Consider the following 19,016-nt stretch of genomic DNA (forward strand, 5'->3'; position numbering starts at 1 on the left):
CCCGCCGCTACGTACTCGACGTGAACCGCCAGTTCCTCGACAACGCCGCGTTCCGCCTGAACCTGATGAGCCACGAGCAGAATGTGGCCGGCCGCGATGCGATCAATTACGACCGTTGGGGTGTAGCGCCGTCGCTGACTTTCGGCCTGGGCACACCGACCCGCGTCAACCTCAGCTACTACCACATGGAAAGCGATGATCTGCCGGATTCGGGCATGCCCTATGGCTACAGCAACAGCGGCGCCAAAGCCGTCCATGTACACGACAAACCCACCGACGGCGGCAACAGCAGCAACTTCTACGGCTTGAAAGACCGCGACTTCCGCAAAACCCGCGCCGACATCAGCACGTTCTCCGTCGAGCACGACTTGAACGACAACATGACGCTGAAAAACACCCTGCGCCACGGCAGCACCGGCCAGGATTACATCCTCACCCAGCCCGACGACAGCCAGCACAACGTCAACCAGTTCGGCACCGTGTGGCGTCGCGCGAACACTCGCGTTTCCACCACCGAAACCACCACCAACCAGACCGACCTGTTTGGTAATTTCCAACTGGCGGGCATGAAGCACTCCTACTCCACCGGCCTGGAATTCACCGGGGAAGAAACCCGCGTCAGCGGCTACACCGTGTCACCCAACGCCAACCCGAGCGGCGGCTGCAAACCCGGCCTGGTCGGCAGCAGCGGCGGGAGTTGCACCTCCCTGGGCAACCCCAACCCTGACGACGTCTGGACCGGTAGCGCCACACGCAACTACATGGGCACTAACACCAAGGCGACCAGCCGCGCCGCGTACGTGTTCGATACCATCGAACTCGACCCGAAATGGCTGCTGAACATGGGCCTGCGTTACGATACCTTCGACACCGTGGCCAACAGCAATGCCACCAACGGCCGCAGCAAAATCAAGAACGACAGCCAGTTCTTCAACTGGCAGGCGGGCCTGGTCTGGAAGCCGATGGAGAACGGCAGCATTTACACCTCTTACGCCACCTCGGCATCGCCAGCCGGCGGCCTGGTGGGTGAAGGTGCCGATGGCAACCCACTGTCGGCCGGTGCCGCCACCAGCGACCTGAAGCCAGAAGAAACCGTCAACTACGAGCTGGGTACCAAGTGGGACCTGTTCCACAACCGCCTGTCCCTGACCGCGGCGGTATTTCGCACCGAGAAGAAAAACACGCGAATCCTGGTGGATTCGATGACCTACCAGAACGCCGGTGAGTCCCGTGTTGACGGCCTGGAGCTGTCCGCCAGCGGCAAGCTCACCGACCAATGGCAGGTGTTCGCGGGCTACAGCTACCTGAAAAGCGAGCTGGTCGACGCAGGTCTCAACGGCCGCAACGGTGTCGTCAGCGCCGGCTCGAACAAAGGCAATGAAATGCCCAACACGCCGAAGAACACCTTCAGCCTGTGGACCACCTACGACATCACCCCAAAACTGACCATCGGCGGCGGTGCGTTCTACGTCGATCAGGTTTACGGCGATGCGGCCAACACCGTGTACGTACCGTCCTACACCCGCTACGACGCCATGGCCAGTTACAAGCTGACCAAGAACATCGACCTGCAATTGAACGTGCAAAACCTGACCGACAAGACCTATTACGACAAAGCCTACGCGGCGCACTTCGCCAACCAGGCGGCCGGTCGTACGGCGCTGTTGACCACCAGCTTCCACTTCTAAAAGCGGTCAACGTCCCGGCAAAAGCCCCACGCATCGGATGCGTGGGGCTTTTGCATGTAAAAAAGAATGTTTCTCGACAACTCACGGCATAATGCGCGCCGTGACGAACAAATCCAGATGAGCGAGGCAGTCAGACGTGTTGAAGAAAACCCTGTTTCAGTTGCACTGGTTCTTCGGCGTCACGGCCGGGCTGGTGCTGGCGTTGATGGGGATCACTGGGGCTGCGGTTTCGTTTCAGGATGAAATCCTGCGGGCGCTCAACCCCAGGGTACTGACCGTGGAAAAACGCGAGGCCGGCGTGCTGCCTCCCGCCGAGCTGGTGCGCAAGCTCGAAGCCCGTGAGGGCAAAAGCGTGTCGATGCTGTGGGTGGAAACCGAAAGCGGCAATGCCGCCCGCGTGTACTTCACCGCGCCACCGGGTGAGCGGCGTGGCCAGATGCGCTACTTCGACCCGTACACCGGCGATGACAGGAGCGATGCCGTCGGCCAGGATGTGCTCGGCTTCACTCTGCAACTGCACCGTTTCCTCGCCATGGGCGAAACCGGGCGCAACATCACCGGCGCCTGCACGCTGATCCTGGTGTTCTTCTGCCTCTCCGGCCTGTACCTGCGCTGGCCACGCCAAGTGGCGAACTGGCGTGCTTGGCTGACCTTGGACTGGCGCAAAAAGGGTCGCAGTTTCAACTGGGACCTGCACTCGGTGTTCGGCACCTGGTGCCTGTTGTTCTACCTGTTTTCGGCGCTGACCGGCCTGTATTGGTCCTACGACTGGTACAGGCAGGGCCTCACCAGCCTGCTGTCGGACGCCCCGCATAACGAGCGCGTGCGCAAGCGCGGCCCGGCGCCTCAAGGTCCGGCCCCGGAGGCCAACTACGACGCCATCTGGAGCAGCATCTACGCGAATGCCGGCCCCGACTTGAGCGCCTACAACATTCGTATGCCGGCCGTCGCCGGGCAGCCGGCCACCGTCTACTACCTGCTTAGCTCATCGCCGCATGACCGGGCGTTGAACCAGATCGATCTGGACCCGGTCACCGGCGAGGTCCAGTCCCACGACCAGTACGCGGCCCAGTCCCTCAAGTCCCAGTGGCTCACCAGCATCTACGCGCTGCACACCGGCAGCTACTTTGGCCTGACCGGCAGGATCATCCTCACCGTCGCCTCGTTGTTGATGCCGCTGTTCTTTATCACGGGCTGGCTGCTATACCTCGACCGGCGCCGAAAAAAACGCCAGGTGCGCGATGCGCGCAAGGGCCTGGGCACCAACCCGGGCAACGCCCCAGCCTGGTTGATCGGTTTTGCCAGCCAGAGCGGCTTTGCCGAGCAGTTGGCCTGGCAAACGGCCGGCCAATTGCAGGCCGCCGGGGTGTCCGTGAAGGTGCAACCTCTGGGCAGCGTCAGCCAAAGCGACTTGAGCCAGTCGGAAAATGCACTGTTCGTAGTCAGCACCTTCGGTGATGGTGAAGCGCCAGACAGCGCCCGTGGTTTTGAGCGCAACGTGCTCGGCCAGGACCTGTCCCTCAAAGGCCTGAACTACTCGGTACTGGCCCTGGGCGATCGTCAATATGAACACTTCTGCGGCTTTGCCCGACGCCTGCATTTCTGGCTGACCCATCAGGGCGGCAATGCCTTATTTGCCCCGGTGGAAGTCGACAGCGGCGATACCGCAGCCCTGTCGACCTGGCAACAGCAACTGGGCCAACTCACCGGCCACGCGCCTGCAGCGGCCTGGCAGGCCGCACCGTATGAAAACTGGACCCTCAGCCAACGCACCCTGCTCAATCGCGACAGCGTCGGCGCCAGCATCTACCTGCTGGGCCTGACACCGCCGTCGCCGCAAACCTGGCTGGCGGGCGACCTGGTGGAAGTGCTGCCGCGCAACAGCCTGGGGGCCGTTGAACACTTCCTTGAGGGCATGGGCCTGGCCGGTGACGACAGCGTGGTTATCGATGGCTTGGCGCAACCCCTCGAACAGGCTCTGGCCACCCGCCAATTACCGACCCACCGTGCGCACCTGGTCGGCCTGCACGCCCAGGCGCTGGTGAACGCGCTGGTGCCCCTGGGCATGCGCGAATACTCCATCGCCTCGATTGCCAGCGACGGCGTGCTGGAACTGATCGTGCGCCAGGAACGTCATCCCGACGGCAGCCTGGGGCTCGGCTCGGGCTGGTTGACCGAGCACGCAGCAATCGGCTCGGGCATCAGCCTGCGCTTGCGGCGTAACAGCGGCTTTCACTTGCCACAAACCCCGGTGCCGCTGATTCTGCTGGGCAACGGCACCGGCCTCGCGGGCCTGCGCAGCTTGCTCAAGGCGCGTATTGCCGATGGCCAGCAGCGCAACTGGCTGCTGTTCGGCGAACGCAATATCAAGCACGATTTCCTCTGCCGGGACGAGTTGCATGGCTGGCTGGCCAGCGGCGATCTGGCCCTGCTCGACCTGGCGTTTTCCCGCGATCAGGCAGAGAAAATCTATGTACAGGACCGACTGCGTGAGTCGGCAGACGTACTGCGCAAATGGCTGACCGATGGCGCAGCCATTTATGTGTGCGGCAGTTTGCAGGGGATGGCAGCGGGCGTGGACCAAGTGCTGCATGACGTGCTCGGCCGTGAAGCGGTGGAACGCTTGATTGAGCAAGGCCGCTACCGTCGAGATGTCTACTGACCCTCGAAAGCCGATGGAGATCCGGGGGCTTGTAGTGAGCGGGCTTGCCCCGCGCTGGGTGGCGCAGCCGCCCCAACAAAGACGCCGCAGTATTTCAGAAGGACCGAGGTGCCTGGGTTTGGGGCGGCTGCGCCACCCAGCGCGGGGCAAGCCCGCTCACTACAGACCCACCAACAAGTCAGGCGGGTTGGAGTTTTTGCTGGTATACGGATACGCCATCCAGGTCGCGCAAAGTCACCGTCAGCTCCGCCGTCTGCCCATCAATCTGCACTTCGCCAAAAAACTGGAACCCGGCAAACGGCGAGCTGTTCTGCGCAGCTGGAGCCTTTTGGAAAACCACCTCGGGGCCAAACGTCTTATCCAGTGGGTTTGGCCCGAAACTGCCCGCGTTCAATGGCCCGGCGACAAACTCCCAGAACGGCTCGAAATCCTGGAACGCTGCGCGATCCGGGTGATAGTGATGCGCCGCGCAGTAATGCACATCAGCCGTCAGCCACACGTGGTTGCGAACCTGCTGCGCCCTTAAAAAGCCCAACAACTCGGCCACCTCCAGCTCGCGGCCTTGCGGTGCGCCCGGGTCATTATTGGCGATGGCTTCCCAGCGCGGTACACCTGGGCTGACCTCACCATCCGGCACGCCGAGGCCGATGGGCATGTCGGCGGCGATGACTTTCCATTGCGCCTGGGACGCCTTGAGCTCACGTTTGAGCCAATCCAGTTGTTCACGCCCCATAAAGGGTTTTTCGCCGCCCAGGTTGTCGTCGTTAGGCCCGCGATAACTGCGCATATCCAGCACGAACACATCCAGCAGCGGACCGTAGCTGAGCTTGCGGTAAATGCGCCCGCCGCCGTCGGCGCTCTGCCGGCGCATCGGCGAATATTCCAGCCAGGCCTGACGCGCACGCCCCACCAGCGTGTTGATGTCCTTGACCTGATAACGCTCGTCCAGTTGCTTGCTCGGCGACCAGTTATTGACCACTTCGTGATCGTCCCATTGCCAGATCTGCGGCACCTCGGCATTGAAGCGGCGCACATTTTCGTCCATCAGGTTGTAACGATAATTGCCGCGGTAGTCATCGAGGGTTTCAGCGACCTTGCTCTTGGCCTCGGTGGTGATGTTGCGCCAGATACGCCCGTCCTCGACCGTGAGTTGCGCCGGCACCGGGCCGTCGGCGTAGATGGTGTCGCCGCTGTGGATAAAGAAGTCCGGCAGGCGCAGGCGCATGGCTTCGTAGATGCGCATGCCGCCGATGTCCGGATTGATGCCGAAGCCTTGGCCAACGGTATCGCCGCTCCATACAAAGCGAATGTCGCGACGCTGCTGCGGCACACTGCGCAGGTGGCCGAACCAGGGCTCGCTGGCGACACCGGTCTGGGCATCCTCGAAGTGCACGCGGTAGAAAATCGCCTGATCGACCGGCAGCCCGGTCAGCTCGACGCGAGCGGTAAAGTCACTGCGCTGGTCGGCCAGAGGGGAAACAAAACGACGGGGGTTGCTGAACACGCTGCGGGTGTCCCACTCCACCACCATCCTGGCCGGGCGGTCGCTGCGGCTCCAGATCATGGCGCGGTCGCCGAGCAAGTCACCGGACTGCACCCCATCGGTGAGTTGCGGGCGGTCCTTGACCGAAGCAATCACCGCCGGGGCCAGGCCCGGCAACAGAATGCCGGCGCCGACGGCTTGCATCACACGGCGACGGCCGAGATCGAAGTGGCTCATGCAGGTGCCCTCTTGAGTATCAAAAGGGCCACTAAAGCATGCGCTTATGACACCGTTGCGACAGCCACCGGCGCCGCGTCCGGACGCTTGATCAACGCATAGACCAGACCGGTCATCAGGCTGCCGGCCACAATCGCCAGCAGGTACAGCAATGCATGGTTCATCGCGTTCGGAATCACCAGCACAAACAAGCCGCCGTGAGGCGCCGCGAGCTTGCAGCCAAAATACATCGACAGCGCACCGGTCAAGGCGCCACCGGCGATGCTCGCCGGGATCACCCGCAGCGGGTCTTTGGCGGCGAACGGGATCGCGCCCTCAGAGATAAAGCACAACCCTAGAATCATCGCGGCCTTGCCGGCTTCGCGTTCGGTCTGGGCGAACTTGCGTCGCGCCAGGAACGTCGCGATGCCCATGCCGATCGGCGGCACCATGCCTGCGGCCATGGTCGCAGCCATGGGCGCCCCGCTCTGCGCCGCCAACAGACCGACGGAAAACGCATACGCGGCCTTGTTGATCGGCCCGCCCAGGTCGACACACATCATGCCGCCCAACAGAATGCCCAGCAGCACCGCGTTGGTGGTGCCCATGGTGCTGAGAAAATCGGTCAAGCCCGTGAGCATGCGCGCCACCGGCGGGCCGACCAGATAAATCATCACCAGCCCGGTGAACAGACTGGCCAGCAACGGGATGATAAGGATCGGCTTGAGCGCCTCCAGGCTCTGCGGCAACTGCACCGCGCGGGTGATCAACTTGACGCAGTAACCGGCCAGGAAACCGGCAAAAATGCCGCCGATAAACCCGGCCCCCAGCGTGCCCGCGAGCAAGCCGCCGATCATGCCGGGCGCCAGGCCCGGACGGTCGGCAATCGAGTAGGCGATGTAGCCCGCCAGCAACGGCACCATCAGCATGAAGGCTTGGTCGCCGACGATCTTGAGGGCCGAGGCCAAGGTGCCTTTTTCTTCGAAGGCATGGATGCCGAACACGAACGACAAGGCGATCAGCAAGCCGCCCGCCACCACCATCGGCAACATGAACGACACACCCGTGAGCAGGTGTTTGTAGACCCCGGTTTTTTCCGGCTTGGCCACCGCGCCACTGGCGGCGTTTTCCACCGCGCCTTCGGCCAGGGCGTTGTTGAGGGTCGCTTCGGATTGCTTGAGGGCGATGCCAGTCCCACAACGGTAGATCTTCTTGCCGGCGAAGCGCTCGGTGGCGACTTCGATGTCCGCCGCGAGCAACACCACATCGGCATTGGCGATAGCTTCCGGGCTCAGGGGGGTACGGGCACCGACCGAACCTTGAGTCTCGACCTGCAAGTCATAACCCAAGCGCTTGGCGGTTTGCTGCAAGGCTTCGGCGGCCATGAAGGTGTGTGCGACGCCGGTGGGGCATGCGGTAATCGCGACGATACGCGGCGCGTTTTTTACCGCCTGTTGTGTCTCGACATACACCTGGGCTTCTTCGGCGCCAAGGCGCAACACCGCCTCGACATCGGCCAAGGCTTGAGCAGGCGTACTTTGGAACACGCGTTTGCCGACAAACCGTTGCATGTCGACCGGCGTGCTGCTGACCAGCAGCACCCACTCGGCGGCATCGATCGTCGCCTGGGACAACTGCCGCTCCGGGCGTGCGACGTCCACCACTTCGACGCTGGTGCTCCAACCCTGGCGTTGCGCGGCGGCGTCCAACAAGCGAGCACACAGCACACTGGTGACCATGCCGTTCGGGCAGGCGGTAACAATGGCTAACTTCATCACAAACCCTCTTATTGTTCTGTCAGCGCGCGCACATCGACGCCGCTTTCCAGACGCGCCAACTGCGCGTCATCGCTGATGCCGAAACCGATCTGCGTGACCGCCATGGCGGCAATCGCGGTGGCGCGGCGCAGGGTCTGCTCGGGCGCGTCGCCGCTGAGCAAACCGTGCAGCATGCCGGCCAGCAGCGAGTCGCCGGCGCCGACGGTGCTGGCGACGCTGACCTTGGGCGGCGTGGCGTGCAACACCACGCCCGGGCTGTACCAGTTCACGCCGGCGGCGCCATCGGAAACCACCACATGCTCCACGCCTTGCCGATGCAGGCGGCTGATGGTGTCTGCGGCGTTATCCAGGGCTTCGGCCAGCTCTTCAGTGTTGGGCTTGACCAACCAGGGACCGGCTTGCAAACCCGCACGCAGGGCTTCGCCGCTGGTGTCCAGGGCCACCTTCAAGCCGAGGTCCTTCAATGTTGCGAGCAAGCCTTGGAACCACTGCACACTGACACCACGCGGCAAACTGCCGGCAACCACCACGGCCTCATGGCCGGGCGCAATCAAGGCGAGCTGATTGAGCAGCGCCAACTGCGCCTGCTCGCTGACCTGTGGCCCCGGGGCATTGATGTCAGTGACCCGGCCGTCCTGTTCGGCGATCTTGATGTTGCTGCGGGTTTCGCCCGGCACGCGGATAAACGCATCGGCAAACCCGCGCCGCGCAATCAGCGCCTCGAAGGCTTGGGGGTTGTCTTCACCGAGAAAGCCGCCGACGGTGACTTGGTGGCCCAAATCGGCCAACACCTGAGCCACGTTCACCCCCTTGCCGGCAGCGTGGGTGAGCAGAGGCTCGCTGCGGTTGACGGCGCCCGGTTCCAGGCACGCCAGGCGCACCGTGAGGTCGAGCGCCGGGTTCAGCGTCAGGGTCAGAATCTTCGCCATTTACACGGCCTCCACAAGGGCACGCACGTCGGCGGGCGAGCCCAGCGCGAGTGCTTTTTGCGCCAGGCCCTGGGCCTCGCTCAGACTGAATTCCCGCACCCGCGCCTTCACTTCTGGAATGCTGCGGGCCGAAACGCTCAATTCATCCACACCCAGGCCGACCAGCACCGGCACCGCCAGCGGGTCGGCCGCCAGCTCGCCGCACACGCCAACCCACTTGCCGTGGGCATGGGCGGCACGCACGGTGATGTCGATCAATTGCAATACGGCGGGATGCAAGCCATCCGCCTGGGCCGACAGCGTCGGGTGGCCGCGGTCGATGGCCAGGGTGTACTGGGTCAGGTCGTTGGTGCCGACACTGAAGAAGTCCACTTCCTTGGCCAGTACCGGCGCCAGCAACGCAGCGGACGGCACTTCGATCATGATGCCCAACTGCAAATCCGCCACCGGGATTTCCAGGCGCAGGCGCTCGGTCATCTCCCGGGCGGCACGCCATTCATCCACGCTGCCGACCATGGGGAACATGATGCGCAACGGACGGTTGTCCGCCGAACGCAGCAACGCCCGCAACTGGGCTTCCATGATCTGTGGGCGCTGCAAGGTCAGACGAATACCGCGCACGCCGAGGAAGGGGTTTTCTTCCTGGGCAATCGGCCAGTAGGGCAGCGGTTTGTCCCCACCCACATCCAGGGTGCGCACCACCAGCGGGCGCCCGGCGAGGCCGTCGAGCACGCGGCGGTACTCCGCTTCCTGGGTGGCTTCATCCGGCGCCTGCGGGTGGGCCATGAAAATCAGCTCGGTGCGCAGCAGCCCGATACCTTCGGCCCCCTGCTCCACCGCACCGGCAACCCCAGCGCTTTCGCCGATGTTGGCGAAGACTTCCACGCCATGGCCGTCGCGGGTCAGTGCCGGTTGATGGCGCTGGGCCGCTGCGGCTTGCAGGCGCTGTTCGCGGGTATCGCGCTCGACCACGGCACGTTGCAGGGTGCCGGCGTCGGGGTCGACATGCAGGCGGCCGCGCTGGCCGTCCAGCAACAGTGGCGTGCCGGACGCCAGCAGCAAGACTGCCGGACCGGCCCCCACCAGCGCGGGAATGCCCAGCGCGCGCGCAACAATTGCGCTGTGGGCCGTAGCGCCGCCCCGGGCCGTCAGGATGCCGGCAACACGCGATGGATCGAGGCGCGCCACATCCGAGGGGCCCACTTCGTCCATCACCAGAATGTACGGCTCGCTGGGTTCCTGGGCGGTTTCCACGCCACACAACTGCGCGAGCACCCGGCGACCGATATCCCGCAAGTCGGCGGCGCGCTCCGCGAGCAAGGCGTCCTGCAGCGATTCCTGCTGCCTGGCGGCCGCTTCAATCACGCTCATCCACGCAGCTTGCGCACTCTCGCCTTGTTTTAGGCGGGTGTCGACTTCGTCGGTCAGTTCCGGGTCGTCGAGCATTTCCTGGTGGGTAATGAAGATCTCGCGGATAGCCTTGGCCTGGCTACGCTCGATCAAACCCTGGATATCGCGGCGTACATCAGCCAAGGCCTGTTGCAGGCGCTGGCGTTCAATGGCCGAAGATTCGCCGCGCAGTGGGTAATCGAACACTTGCTGGATCTGGATATGGGCCGGGCCGATGGCGATGCCGGGGGCAGCCGCAATCGCCTGGACCTGGCTGCCGGACAGCGGCGCATTGATCACCGGCTCACTGTCGAGCACTGGCGCAGGGGCGCTTACAGTCGGCAGCGGTTCGACCTCTTCGCCAAGGCCCTCTTCTACCGCCGCCAGCAAGGCAGGCAACGCATCACCGGCAATCGTCGGCTCGGCGACAAACTCCAGCACCTGGCCACGGCGTGCACCCAGGCTCAACAATTTGCTCAGGCTTTTCACCGACACGGCACCCACCGGGCCATCGACGATGCGTACGCGGATATCACCGTCGAAGCTTTTCGCCAATTGCGCGAGGATCTTGGCCGGACGCGCATGCAGGCCATGGGCGTTGGCCAGGGGAATGCTAGCGCTGGGCCAGTCGGCAGGCAGTTCGCCACCGAGCGCTTCGAGCACGGCACGGCTGCTGGTCGCGCGGCCCAGCTCCTGGCCGCGACCTTCAATCAGCAACGCGCACAGGCGCTCCAGCAACGTCTGGTGTGCTTCGCCCAGGCTTGCCAGGCAGAACAGGCCGTGCAGAGGCTGGCCAAGGTAGCGCATGGGTTTGTCCGGGGTGACGAACGCCAGGCCCGGGCGCTTGACCGTCTGTTCGCTGTGCAACCACCACAGGCCATCACCCAGGGGCAGCGCGTCGACTTGCTGCAATACGGCGGCGAAACCATTGCTGACACAGTCGGCCTGGCGCAACAGCCGGGCACCACGCCAAACCAGCTCTTCAAAGTCATCGGCGGACACGCCCAGGCTGATCATCTGTGCATCCAGCGCCAGCTCCTGCGGCGCGCCTTGCAGCAGTTTCAGCAAGGCTTCGGCGGAACCGGCGCGGCGCAGCGCCTGGCCGAGGTCGGTCTCGCCGAGGGCGCGGGTCAGCAATTGCAGCAGGCGCAGGTGTTCATCGGATTTGGCGGCAATGCCGATGGCCAGGTAAACGATCTGGCCGTCACCCCAGTCCACCCCTTCGGGGAACTGCAGCAAGCGCACGCCGGTAGAAAACACCTGGTCGCGAGTCTCGGGAGTGCCGTGGGGAATGGCGATGCCTTGGCCGAGAAAGGTCGAGCCTTGGGCTTCACGGGCTTGCAAGCCACTGAGGTAACCCTCGGCGACCAGGCCATCGGCCACCAATTTGTCAGCGAGCAAATGCAAGGCGGCAGATTTATCCACAGCCACCTGGCCCATGGATATCTGCTCTACAGTGAGCTCCAGCATGCCGTTCTCCTAGTTAGTGCAAGGGGTGCACTAGGTATTGTTTTGAATAAATCAGCGCAATGTGTTCAAAAATAACTGACTGAGTGGTCAATTGGCAGTAACCACTTAGTCACGAACGTCGTAAAAATACGCCAGCTGAAACGTTTAATCTAGAATTTATGGCAGGTTACGCGGTAATTGCGCAAGCTTGAAGGGCCGCTCGGCACTTGAGCTCAGGCATGGGCCACGCGCTGGAATCGGTTACGATTAGACAAAATGTCGGGGCGAGCTCCAAAAAACAAGGAAATCCCGGTTTGAAACTCAGTGATATCGCACGCCTGGCCGGTGTGTCCGTAACCACCGCCAGCTATGTCATCAATGGCAAGGCCGAACAGCAACGCATCAGTAACGCCACCGTCGAGCGGGTGCGTGCAGTGGTTGAAGCCCATGGCTTTACTCCCAACCCCCAGGCGGCCGGGCTGCGCAGCCGGCATACGCGCACCTTGGGCTTCATCCTGCCGGACCTGGAAAACCCCAGTTACGCACGTATCGCCAAGCTGCTGGAGCAAGGGGCACGGGCACGGGGTTATCAATTGCTGATCGCCAGTTCCGACGATGAAGCCGACAGCGAGCGCCAGTTGCTGCAACTGTTCCGCGCGCGGCGCTGCGATGCGTTGTTTGTCGCCAGTTGCCTGCCGGCCAGCGACGACAGTTACCGCGAGCTGCAAGCCAAGGGTCTGCCGGTGATCGCCATCGACCGGGTCATGGAGCCTGCGCAGTTCTGCTCGGTGGTCAGCGACGACCGCAAAGCCTGCCAGCAACTGACCAGTAGCCTATTGCTGCCGTTGCCCAAGCAGATTGCGCTGATCGGTGCCCACCCAGAGCTGAGCATCAGCCAGGAACGTGCCGCGGGCTTTCGTGAAGCCCTCAAAGGGTTTGCCGGCGAGGTGATCGTCGAACACGGCGAGGCCTTCAGCCGCGATTGCGGCCGTCAGTTGATGGAGCAACTCCTGCAGCGCTTGGGGCACTTGCCCGATGCGCTGGTGACCACTTCCTACGTGCTGCTGCAAGGCGTATTCGACGCACTGCATGACTTCCCCCTTAAGTCCCGGCCATTGCGCCTGGGCACGTTCGGTGACACCCAACTGCTGGACTTCCTGCCGTTGCCGGTCAACGCCATGGCCCAACAACATCAACTGATCGCCGATACCGCCCTGCGCCTGGCGCTGGCGGCGATTGAAGACGAGCAGTATCAGCCTGGCGTGCACGCCATCGGCCGGACCTTCAAGCAGCGCATTCACGAGGCTTGAACGTGAAGCTGATCGACACCCATACCCACCTGGACTTCCCGGATTTCGATGACGATCGCCGGGCAGTCCTCAGCCACAGCCGCCAACTCGGCGTGCAGCGCATGGTGGTGTTGGGGGTGTATCAGCAGAATTGGCAGCGGTTGTGGGATCTGGTGCAAACAGATGACGGCTTATTCGCCGCCTTCGGCTTGCATCCGGTGTATCTCGATGAGCACCGCCCCGCCGACCTGATGAAATTGGGCGATTGGCTGAACCGCCTGCACGGCCACCGGCAACTGTGCGCCGTCGGCGAGATCGGCCTGGATTACTTCCTTGAGCAACTGGATCGCGAGCGCCAGCAAAGCCTGTTCGAAGCCCAACTGAAACTGGCGGTGGACTTCCAGCTCCCGGCCCTGCTGCACGTTCGCCGTAGCCACGCGGCGGTCATCGCCACGCTCAAGCGCATTCGCCTGCCACGCGGCGGCATCATCCACGCGTTCGCCGGCAGCGTCGAAGAGGCCCGCGAATACATCAAGCTCGGTTTCAAACTGGGCCTGGGCGGCGCCGCCACCTGGCCCCAGGCACTGCGCATGCACAAGGTGCTCGCTCAACTGCCCCTAGAGGCGGTCGTGCTGGAAACCGATTCACCGGATATGGCGCCGGTCATGTACCCGGGCCAGCGCAACAGCCCGCAACACCTGCCGGACATCTGCATCGCCCTGGCTGAACGCATGGGTATCGACGCGTCACGCCTGGCCGAGGCGAGCACACGCAACGCGTGCCAGCTGTTCAATTGGCAGGCGGCTGACAGCCTGTAGATTCAAGGTGATCTTTTGCCGGTGGCGGGCGTAACGCACACTCAGGCAATGCACCAACACCGTCGTCAGTGAAATATTGAACTGCCCGACCACACTGAGCAGCCCCACCCACTCCGCCACCAGCGCCATCAGCAAGGTCGCGCAGGTCAGAATGACCATGCCGGGACGCACCAGCGCCCAATGGTCCAACGCTCGGAATTGACGCAGTTGCTTGTGGCAACACAGCTGCAGGCACGCGTGACAGTACCTGCAGTCAAAGGGCTCATCGATGGCAATGGCATTCAACTGCCAAGGCTTGAGCTCGAATGTCATTTCACAGTGAGCACAATGCCCTTTGATGCCGATGACAGCGGTCATGACTGTGCCTCCGCGAGACGGTTACTAGGTGATACAAACTTCTCACCGATTCACCTCACAATGAAGGCCGACAGGGAAAACAAGACAAGCACCACACCGCAAAAATCTTATTCCTACACGAAAGCCCTACACGCGAAACGCCCCCCTGCGGGACTGTGTCAGGGCAACACGGTCCAGATAGCAAATCCGGCGTACCACAACACCGCCGCACGCAGCAGCAGTTCCCACAACTGATCCAGGCTATTGATGCCGTCGACGCCCACCACGGGCGCGGGGATTTCTGCGGCCACCAGGCCGACTTTTTCCAGCAGTTGTGCGGCGCTGATATCCCAATTCAGCAGCTCGTGGAGCATCACCCGGCTGACCGCTACGAAATTACCGACCAAGGCAAAACTGGCCGCCAGCAGGCGTACCGGCACCCAGTCGAACGCGTGCCGCAGTTGCCCGGCGCGCTCGGCCACCAACGGGTTCTGGCTGTATTCGTTGGCCAGCGCCAGCAAGCGGTAAGCCAACGCCGCCACCGGGCCCAGCAGGAAATACCAGAAAATCACCGCAAAAAAGCTCTGATAGGCCTGCCAGAGCAGATGCCCCTGAACCCGCTCCAGTAGCTGCTCGCCGCTGTCGGCGCCGATGTTCAGGTCACGCTCGGCCACGTGCTCGGCAGCCTGCAGATCACCGCGGCGCCAGGCGTCGCGGAAAGGTCCAAGCTGCGCCAATAGATCACCACGCCCCAGGCTGTAGATCACCACCAGCAAGTGCACCGGCAAAGCCAACAAGCCATAGGCCACCGGCTCCAGCACCAGCAACAACAGCGCCAGCAACAGTACCGGCAGCAGTACCAGCAACAACAGAATCAGCCAGGGTCGCTTGCCCATCCTGGGGCTCGACTCCAACTTGGCCAGCTCACGCAACCAGCCACCATCGCGCTGCAACCGCTGGCGCAGGGCCGAGAATTTCTCGATCCACACCGCCAGAACCAACACCAGGAAACTCATCGTGCGTGTCCTCCATCCTGCAGGGCGCTGCGAAAGCGCGTCCAATCAAAAGCCGGGCCGGGGTCGGTCTTGCGACCCGGGGCGATATCGCTATGACCGCAAATACGCGGGTGCGTTATGTCGGGATAAGCCGCCAACAACTGGCGTGTCAGTTCGATCAGCGAATCATACTGGGCATCGGTAAAAGGCAGCTCGTCCGTTCCCTCCAACTCGATCCCCAGGGAAAAATCATTGCAGACCTCACGCCCCTCGAAACTGGAAACCCCGGCATGCCACGCCCGGTCACGGCACGAGACAAATTGCGTCACTGTGCCGTCACGCTCAATCAGAAAATGCGCAGATACCCGTAGGGCGGCAATCCCTTCAAAATAGGGATGCTCCGTAACATCGAGGCGATTCTGGAAAAATTCCTGCACCTTGCCCGTGGCAAACTGCGCCGGTGGCAAGCTGATGTTATGCACCACCAACAGCGAGATTTCACCAGCCGGGCGCTCGTTGAAGTTGGGCGAAGGGCAATGACGGATGCCCTGGCACCAACCGCTGGCGGGGTCCAACTGCATACTGGCTCCTTGAATGAGACGAAGTGTTACCAGTATGCCGCGTTCCACCCTGCGGTTGCGATCACTTGCCGCGATTGAGTTGACGCAGGTTGCCGATCACCGAAGCCAACGCACGATCAAACAGTAAGCCCTCGTCCAACGTGCGCAGTACACCCTGCTTGAAAGCCATGGCCAACTGCGCAGCACTCTTCTCCAGCACCTTCAGCCCGGAGCGACCGACAAAAATATAGGTATTGGTCGGTGCCATGATTGCCGTCAGCTTGCAACGCACGGTGCTGGCCGCGCTGGTCTGGAACTCGAACCAGCTTCCCAGCCGCAACTGGTAGACCTTGAGCAGGTCCGGGTCATCATTGGGCAAGTTAGCCGCCGGATCAGACGCCCCGGCACCGAGTACGAAGGGCTCGCGCACTTCAACCAACGTCTCGACCCCCTCTCCACCGAAAGACTGCACATGCATCGCTTGCAACCGATCGAAGAATTCGCGCGTGCTGAAGGGATCGAACGCGGCACTGGTCAGGCCGTCGCGCAATGCCTTGAGCAGCCCGGGCAACTGCTCCAGCAGGTGGCGACCGGCCTCGGTGTCCTTCTGCAGGCCCACGCTCCAGATCAACTCGTCCATGGTGCGCAGCCCCGCCTGCCATTGCACCGACTGCTCGCCGTGCTTGAGATTGGCCAGCAACAGCACCTGGCTCCAGGCTTGCTGGATAAATTGCACCACCGCCTGGGGCAACACCTTGCCCAGCAAGCGCCGGTTGAGCACCTCGGCCACACGTTGACGAGCGGCGTCAGCCCGCACACGCCCTTCTTCGGCAACGTAAGTGTGTTGTTCAAGCAGCTCGCTGCGGCGACGCTCATCCGAGACAAACGCAGTGAACTGCGCCAGCAACTCGGAAAAAATCGTCATATCGTCAACGAAATCATTCAGCAAGCGCTGCACCACCTGCTCGATATGCAGGTACAGGCTGTCGCGCTGATAGTCATCCCTTGGGCTCCAGCTCATGGCGGCGGCGGCTATTTCATTCAGCAAGCGTCGCGCCGGATGGCTGGTACGGCTGAAGAAGCTCTTGTCCAGCACCGCCACTTTCAGCATCGGAATCTGCAAGCGACCGATCAGTGCCTTGAAGGCATCAGGCACGGTGCGATCACTGAGGATGTATTCGAACAGCAGCGCGACCAGGTTGATCACATCCTCATCGGCGTCTTCCACCACACGGGATTTGCCGCTTTTGACGCTGACCCGGGTCAACAGCTGTTCAAGCTGGTTACGCAGGTCAAAATCGTCTTCGGCCTCGGGCTCCGGCACGTACTGTTGCAGGTGTGAAAGCAGACGCAGCAGGTCGCGGGAGGCAATCGGTTGCGGCTCGGCGCTGGCCTCCAGGGTGGGGGCAACGCTGCCACGAACCGCCGCCAGCAGCTTCTGCAAAGCGGCAAAGGCTTCCTGGCCACTGTCATCGCCCGCAGGCTCCATGGATGGCGAGCGCTCCTCGCGCTGCTGATCACGCGACGCACGCCCGCCGGGGCGGCGCGAGGGTACCGCCTTGAGCTCGGGCAATACCCCGGTGGCAACCAACAGTTGGTTCGCGCCGCCGTACAACAGGTCGGCGTCACTGAGCACGTATTTTTCAAAGAGCTTGAGCATGATCAGCTTGACGCGAATCTCCACGCCCAGGCTGCGCCCCGCCTGCAAAAAGAACTCGCACAGCAGGGCCGGCCCCAAGGGGTTTTCACGCTCGTCCAGTGGCTTGCCCAGCAAAGCACTCAAGCGGGCCGTCAGTTGCCCCAGCGCCAGGCCGTCACGGTGGTGTACCCGCCCCAACATGGCCTCCAGCGCCACGGCCTTTTCCAGTGCATCGCCGGACTTAGCGACGCCGGTTTCGTATGACACCCTCGGCACCAGCTGCACGTCACCGCGCCCGACCTGCCCCAGATGGGCGAAGGCGGCAAACAGCTGCTCCATGAATACGCGCTCGAAATTCTTGCGCTTGAGCCGCAGGTCGCGCATGGCTTCAAAGAAGATGTGGTGGTCGGCATTACTGCGGGCCTTGTCGGCCATCTCGAACAGGGTGTCGTCGGCGTTGTCGAACAGCTCCTGCAACCCTTGTTGCAGCTGTTGCGCGGCCTTGTCACGCACCTGCAGCAACACCACAGGCAGGCGCGCGAGCGGCGATGGCGTGGCCTGTGCCTTGTTGATCGGCACCACCTTTCCGTCATTGTGCATCCTGGCCTCCTGAAACGGTGGAGTTGAAAATATCGAGGGCAGGCCTGGGCGGGCACTGCAAATATCCCGGCATCACCCCTACGTCAAAGCTATGACGCCAATTGCAAGGCGCTGGATTATCTTGCAAATGAGGGCCGTTGCGCCAGCAAACTCTGCCATTGCGTGGCAAATGAGTAGTGAGCCTGGGTTCGGGCACGTGCTGGCCCTATAATCCCTGCACTTTGTTTGTGGAGCCTGTTATGCCGAATCTCCGTCTTGCCGACCTCACCGCCGAAATCGAAGCCAACGTGCGCCGTGCACTGCTGGAAGATATCGGCAGCGGCGATATCACCGCGCAATTGATCCCGGCCGAACGGCTGGCCAAAGCCACGATCATTACCCGTGATGCGGCGGTTATCGCCGGTACCGCGTGGGTAGACGCGGTATTCCGCCAGCTCGACCCGCGCGTCGCCGTACATTGGCAGGTGGCCGACGGAGATCGCGTCAGCCCCAACCAGGCGTTGTTTCATCTCGAAGGCCCGGCGCGCTCGCTGCTCAGTGGTGAGCGCTGCGCGCTGAACTTCCTGCAAATGCTGTCAGGCGTAGCCACGCGGGCTCAGTACCTGGCGGACTTTGTCGCGAGTACCCAGGTCAAGCTGCTCGACACCCGCAAAACCTTGCCGGGCCTGCGCTTGGCGCAGAAGTACGCAGTGACCTGCGGCGGCTGTCACAACCACCGTATCGGTCTGTATGACGCGTTCCTGATCAAGGAAAACCATATCGCTGCGTGTGGCGGCATTGCCCAGGCAATTACGGCCGCCCACAAGATCGCCCCGGGCAAGCCGGTGGAAATCGAAGTGGAAAGCCTGGAAGAACTGCGTGAAGCACTGGCGGCGAATGCCGACATCATCATGCTCGACGAATTGAGCCTGGATGACATGCGTGAAGCCGTGCGACTGAACGCCGGCAAGGCCAAGCTGGAAGCCAGCGGCGGGATCAATGAAAGCACCCTGCTGCCTATCGCTGAAACCGGAGTGGACTACATCTCCATCGGCGCGATGACCAAGGATGTAAAGGCGGTGGATTTGTCGATGCGCCTGAGCATCTGACCTCCCCCGAAATGTTGTAGTGAGCGGGCTTGCCCCGCGCTGGGGGGCGCAGCCGCCCCAATCGGGGCGCTGCGGTGTTTCAGGAGGACCGAGGCGC

The 19,016-nt window shown here is 62.7% G+C and carries 13 protein-coding genes; 5 read left to right on the top strand and 8 right to left on the bottom strand.

Annotation, left to right across the window (positions count from 1 at the left end):
- Positions 1–1,688, top strand: a 1,688-nt coding sequence (locus C9383_RS10660; RefSeq protein WP_107338866.1) for a TonB-dependent receptor, incomplete at its 5' end; no start/stop codon positions are given.
- A 136-nt stretch (positions 1,689–1,824) separates the two neighbouring features.
- Entirely contained in the window at positions 1,825–4,350 is a 2,526-nt protein-coding gene (locus C9383_RS10665; protein ID WP_090366820.1) for a PepSY domain-containing protein, read from the top strand.
- A gap of 178 nt (positions 4,351–4,528) precedes the next feature.
- Here C9383_RS10665 and C9383_RS10670 read toward each other — a convergent pair whose 3' ends face one another.
- The 4 genes from C9383_RS10670 to ptsP are packed head-to-tail and all read right to left on the bottom strand — an operon-like array spanning position 4,529 to position 11,615.
- Positions 4,529–6,070 carry an alkaline phosphatase D family protein gene (locus C9383_RS10670; protein ID WP_090366822.1) on the bottom strand — a complete coding sequence of 514 codons (1,542 nt, stop codon included), beginning with the start codon at positions 6,068–6,070 and terminating at the stop codon, positions 4,529–4,531.
- 44 nt (positions 6,071–6,114) lie between these two features.
- Positions 6,115–7,824: a PTS fructose-like transporter subunit IIB gene (locus tag C9383_RS10675; protein ID WP_090366824.1), complete on the bottom strand. Its 1,710-nt coding sequence runs from the start codon at positions 7,822–7,824 to the stop codon at positions 6,115–6,117.
- 11 nt (positions 7,825–7,835) lie between these two features.
- The gene (gene pfkB / locus C9383_RS10680; RefSeq protein WP_090366826.1) at positions 7,836–8,756 is read right to left on the bottom strand and encodes a 1-phosphofructokinase; all 921 of its coding nucleotides are present in this window, start codon (positions 8,754–8,756) and stop codon (positions 7,836–7,838) included.
- The gene (gene ptsP / locus C9383_RS10685) at positions 8,757–11,615 is read right to left on the bottom strand and encodes a phosphoenolpyruvate--protein phosphotransferase (RefSeq protein ID WP_090366828.1); all 2,859 of its coding nucleotides are present in this window, start codon (positions 11,613–11,615) and stop codon (positions 8,757–8,759) included. It abuts the gene before it with no gap.
- A 293-nt stretch (positions 11,616–11,908) separates the two neighbouring features.
- Here ptsP and cra point away from each other — a divergent pair, with 293 nt between their 5' ends.
- Positions 11,909–12,904: a catabolite repressor/activator gene (gene cra / locus C9383_RS10690; RefSeq protein ID WP_060754879.1), complete on the top strand. Its 996-nt coding sequence runs from the start codon at positions 11,909–11,911 to the stop codon at positions 12,902–12,904.
- Positions 12,905–12,906: 2 nt separating this feature from the next.
- Positions 12,907–13,701 (top strand): TatD family hydrolase, encoded by a 795-nt coding sequence (locus tag C9383_RS10695; protein WP_090366831.1) that lies wholly within the window; start codon positions 12,907–12,909, stop codon positions 13,699–13,701.
- On the opposite strand, the gene C9383_RS10700 is transcribed toward C9383_RS10695, so the two are convergent.
- From C9383_RS10700 to C9383_RS10715, 4 genes are all read right to left on the bottom strand, one after another.
- Positions 13,630–14,058, bottom strand: coding sequence for a hypothetical protein (locus tag C9383_RS10700; RefSeq protein ID WP_090366833.1), 429 nt, complete (start codon positions 14,056–14,058; stop codon positions 13,630–13,632). The genes C9383_RS10695 and C9383_RS10700 overlap by 72 nt on opposite strands.
- A gap of 158 nt (positions 14,059–14,216) precedes the next feature.
- Positions 14,217–15,053, bottom strand: a complete 837-nt coding sequence (ampE, locus tag C9383_RS10705; protein WP_090366835.1) for a regulatory signaling modulator protein AmpE — start codon at positions 15,051–15,053, stop codon at positions 14,217–14,219.
- The gene (gene ampD, locus C9383_RS10710; RefSeq protein ID WP_090366838.1) at positions 15,050–15,613 is read right to left on the bottom strand and encodes a 1,6-anhydro-N-acetylmuramyl-L-alanine amidase AmpD; all 564 of its coding nucleotides are present in this window, start codon (positions 15,611–15,613) and stop codon (positions 15,050–15,052) included. The genes ampE and ampD overlap by 4 nt, the downstream gene beginning before the upstream one ends.
- A gap of 61 nt (positions 15,614–15,674) precedes the next feature.
- Positions 15,675–17,831, bottom strand: a complete 2,157-nt coding sequence (locus C9383_RS10715) for a DUF1631 domain-containing protein (protein ID WP_090366840.1) — start codon at positions 17,829–17,831, stop codon at positions 15,675–15,677.
- 239 nt (positions 17,832–18,070) lie between these two features.
- Here C9383_RS10715 and nadC point away from each other — a divergent pair, with 239 nt between their 5' ends.
- The gene (nadC, locus tag C9383_RS10720) at positions 18,071–18,919 is read left to right on the top strand and encodes a carboxylating nicotinate-nucleotide diphosphorylase (RefSeq protein ID WP_090366842.1); all 849 of its coding nucleotides are present in this window, start codon (positions 18,071–18,073) and stop codon (positions 18,917–18,919) included.
- Positions 18,920–19,016: the final 97 nt, after the last annotated feature.

This window comes from Pseudomonas palleroniana (genome assembly GCF_003031675.1).
Classification (GTDB): domain Bacteria; phylum Pseudomonadota; class Gammaproteobacteria; order Pseudomonadales; family Pseudomonadaceae; genus Aquipseudomonas; species Aquipseudomonas palleroniana.

Bases quoted from the DNA above. Each gene is read 5' to 3' on its own strand.
- C9383_RS10675 (WP_090366824.1), bottom strand. From the start codon at position 7,824: ATGAAGTTAGCCATTGTTACCGCCTGCCCGAACGGCATGGTCACCAGT.
- C9383_RS10670 (WP_090366822.1), bottom strand. From the start codon at position 6,070: ATGAGCCACTTCGATCTCGGCCGTCGCCGTGTGATGCAAGCCGTCGGC.
- C9383_RS10715 (WP_090366840.1), bottom strand. From the start codon at position 17,831: ATGCACAATGACGGAAAGGTGGTGCCGATCAACAAGGCACAGGCCACG.
- ampE (WP_090366835.1), bottom strand. From the start codon at position 15,053: ATGAGTTTCCTGGTGTTGGTTCTGGCGGTGTGGATCGAGAAATTCTCG.
- nadC (WP_090366842.1), top strand. From the start codon at position 18,071: ATGCCGAATCTCCGTCTTGCCGACCTCACCGCCGAAATCGAAGCCAAC.
- ptsP (WP_090366828.1), bottom strand. From the start codon at position 11,615: ATGCTGGAGCTCACTGTAGAGCAGATATCCATGGGCCAGGTGGCTGTG.
- ampD (WP_090366838.1), bottom strand. From the start codon at position 15,613: ATGCAGTTGGACCCCGCCAGCGGTTGGTGCCAGGGCATCCGTCATTGC.
- C9383_RS10700 (WP_090366833.1), bottom strand. From the start codon at position 14,058: ATGACCGCTGTCATCGGCATCAAAGGGCATTGTGCTCACTGTGAAATG.
- pfkB (WP_090366826.1), bottom strand. From the start codon at position 8,756: ATGGCGAAGATTCTGACCCTGACGCTGAACCCGGCGCTCGACCTCACG.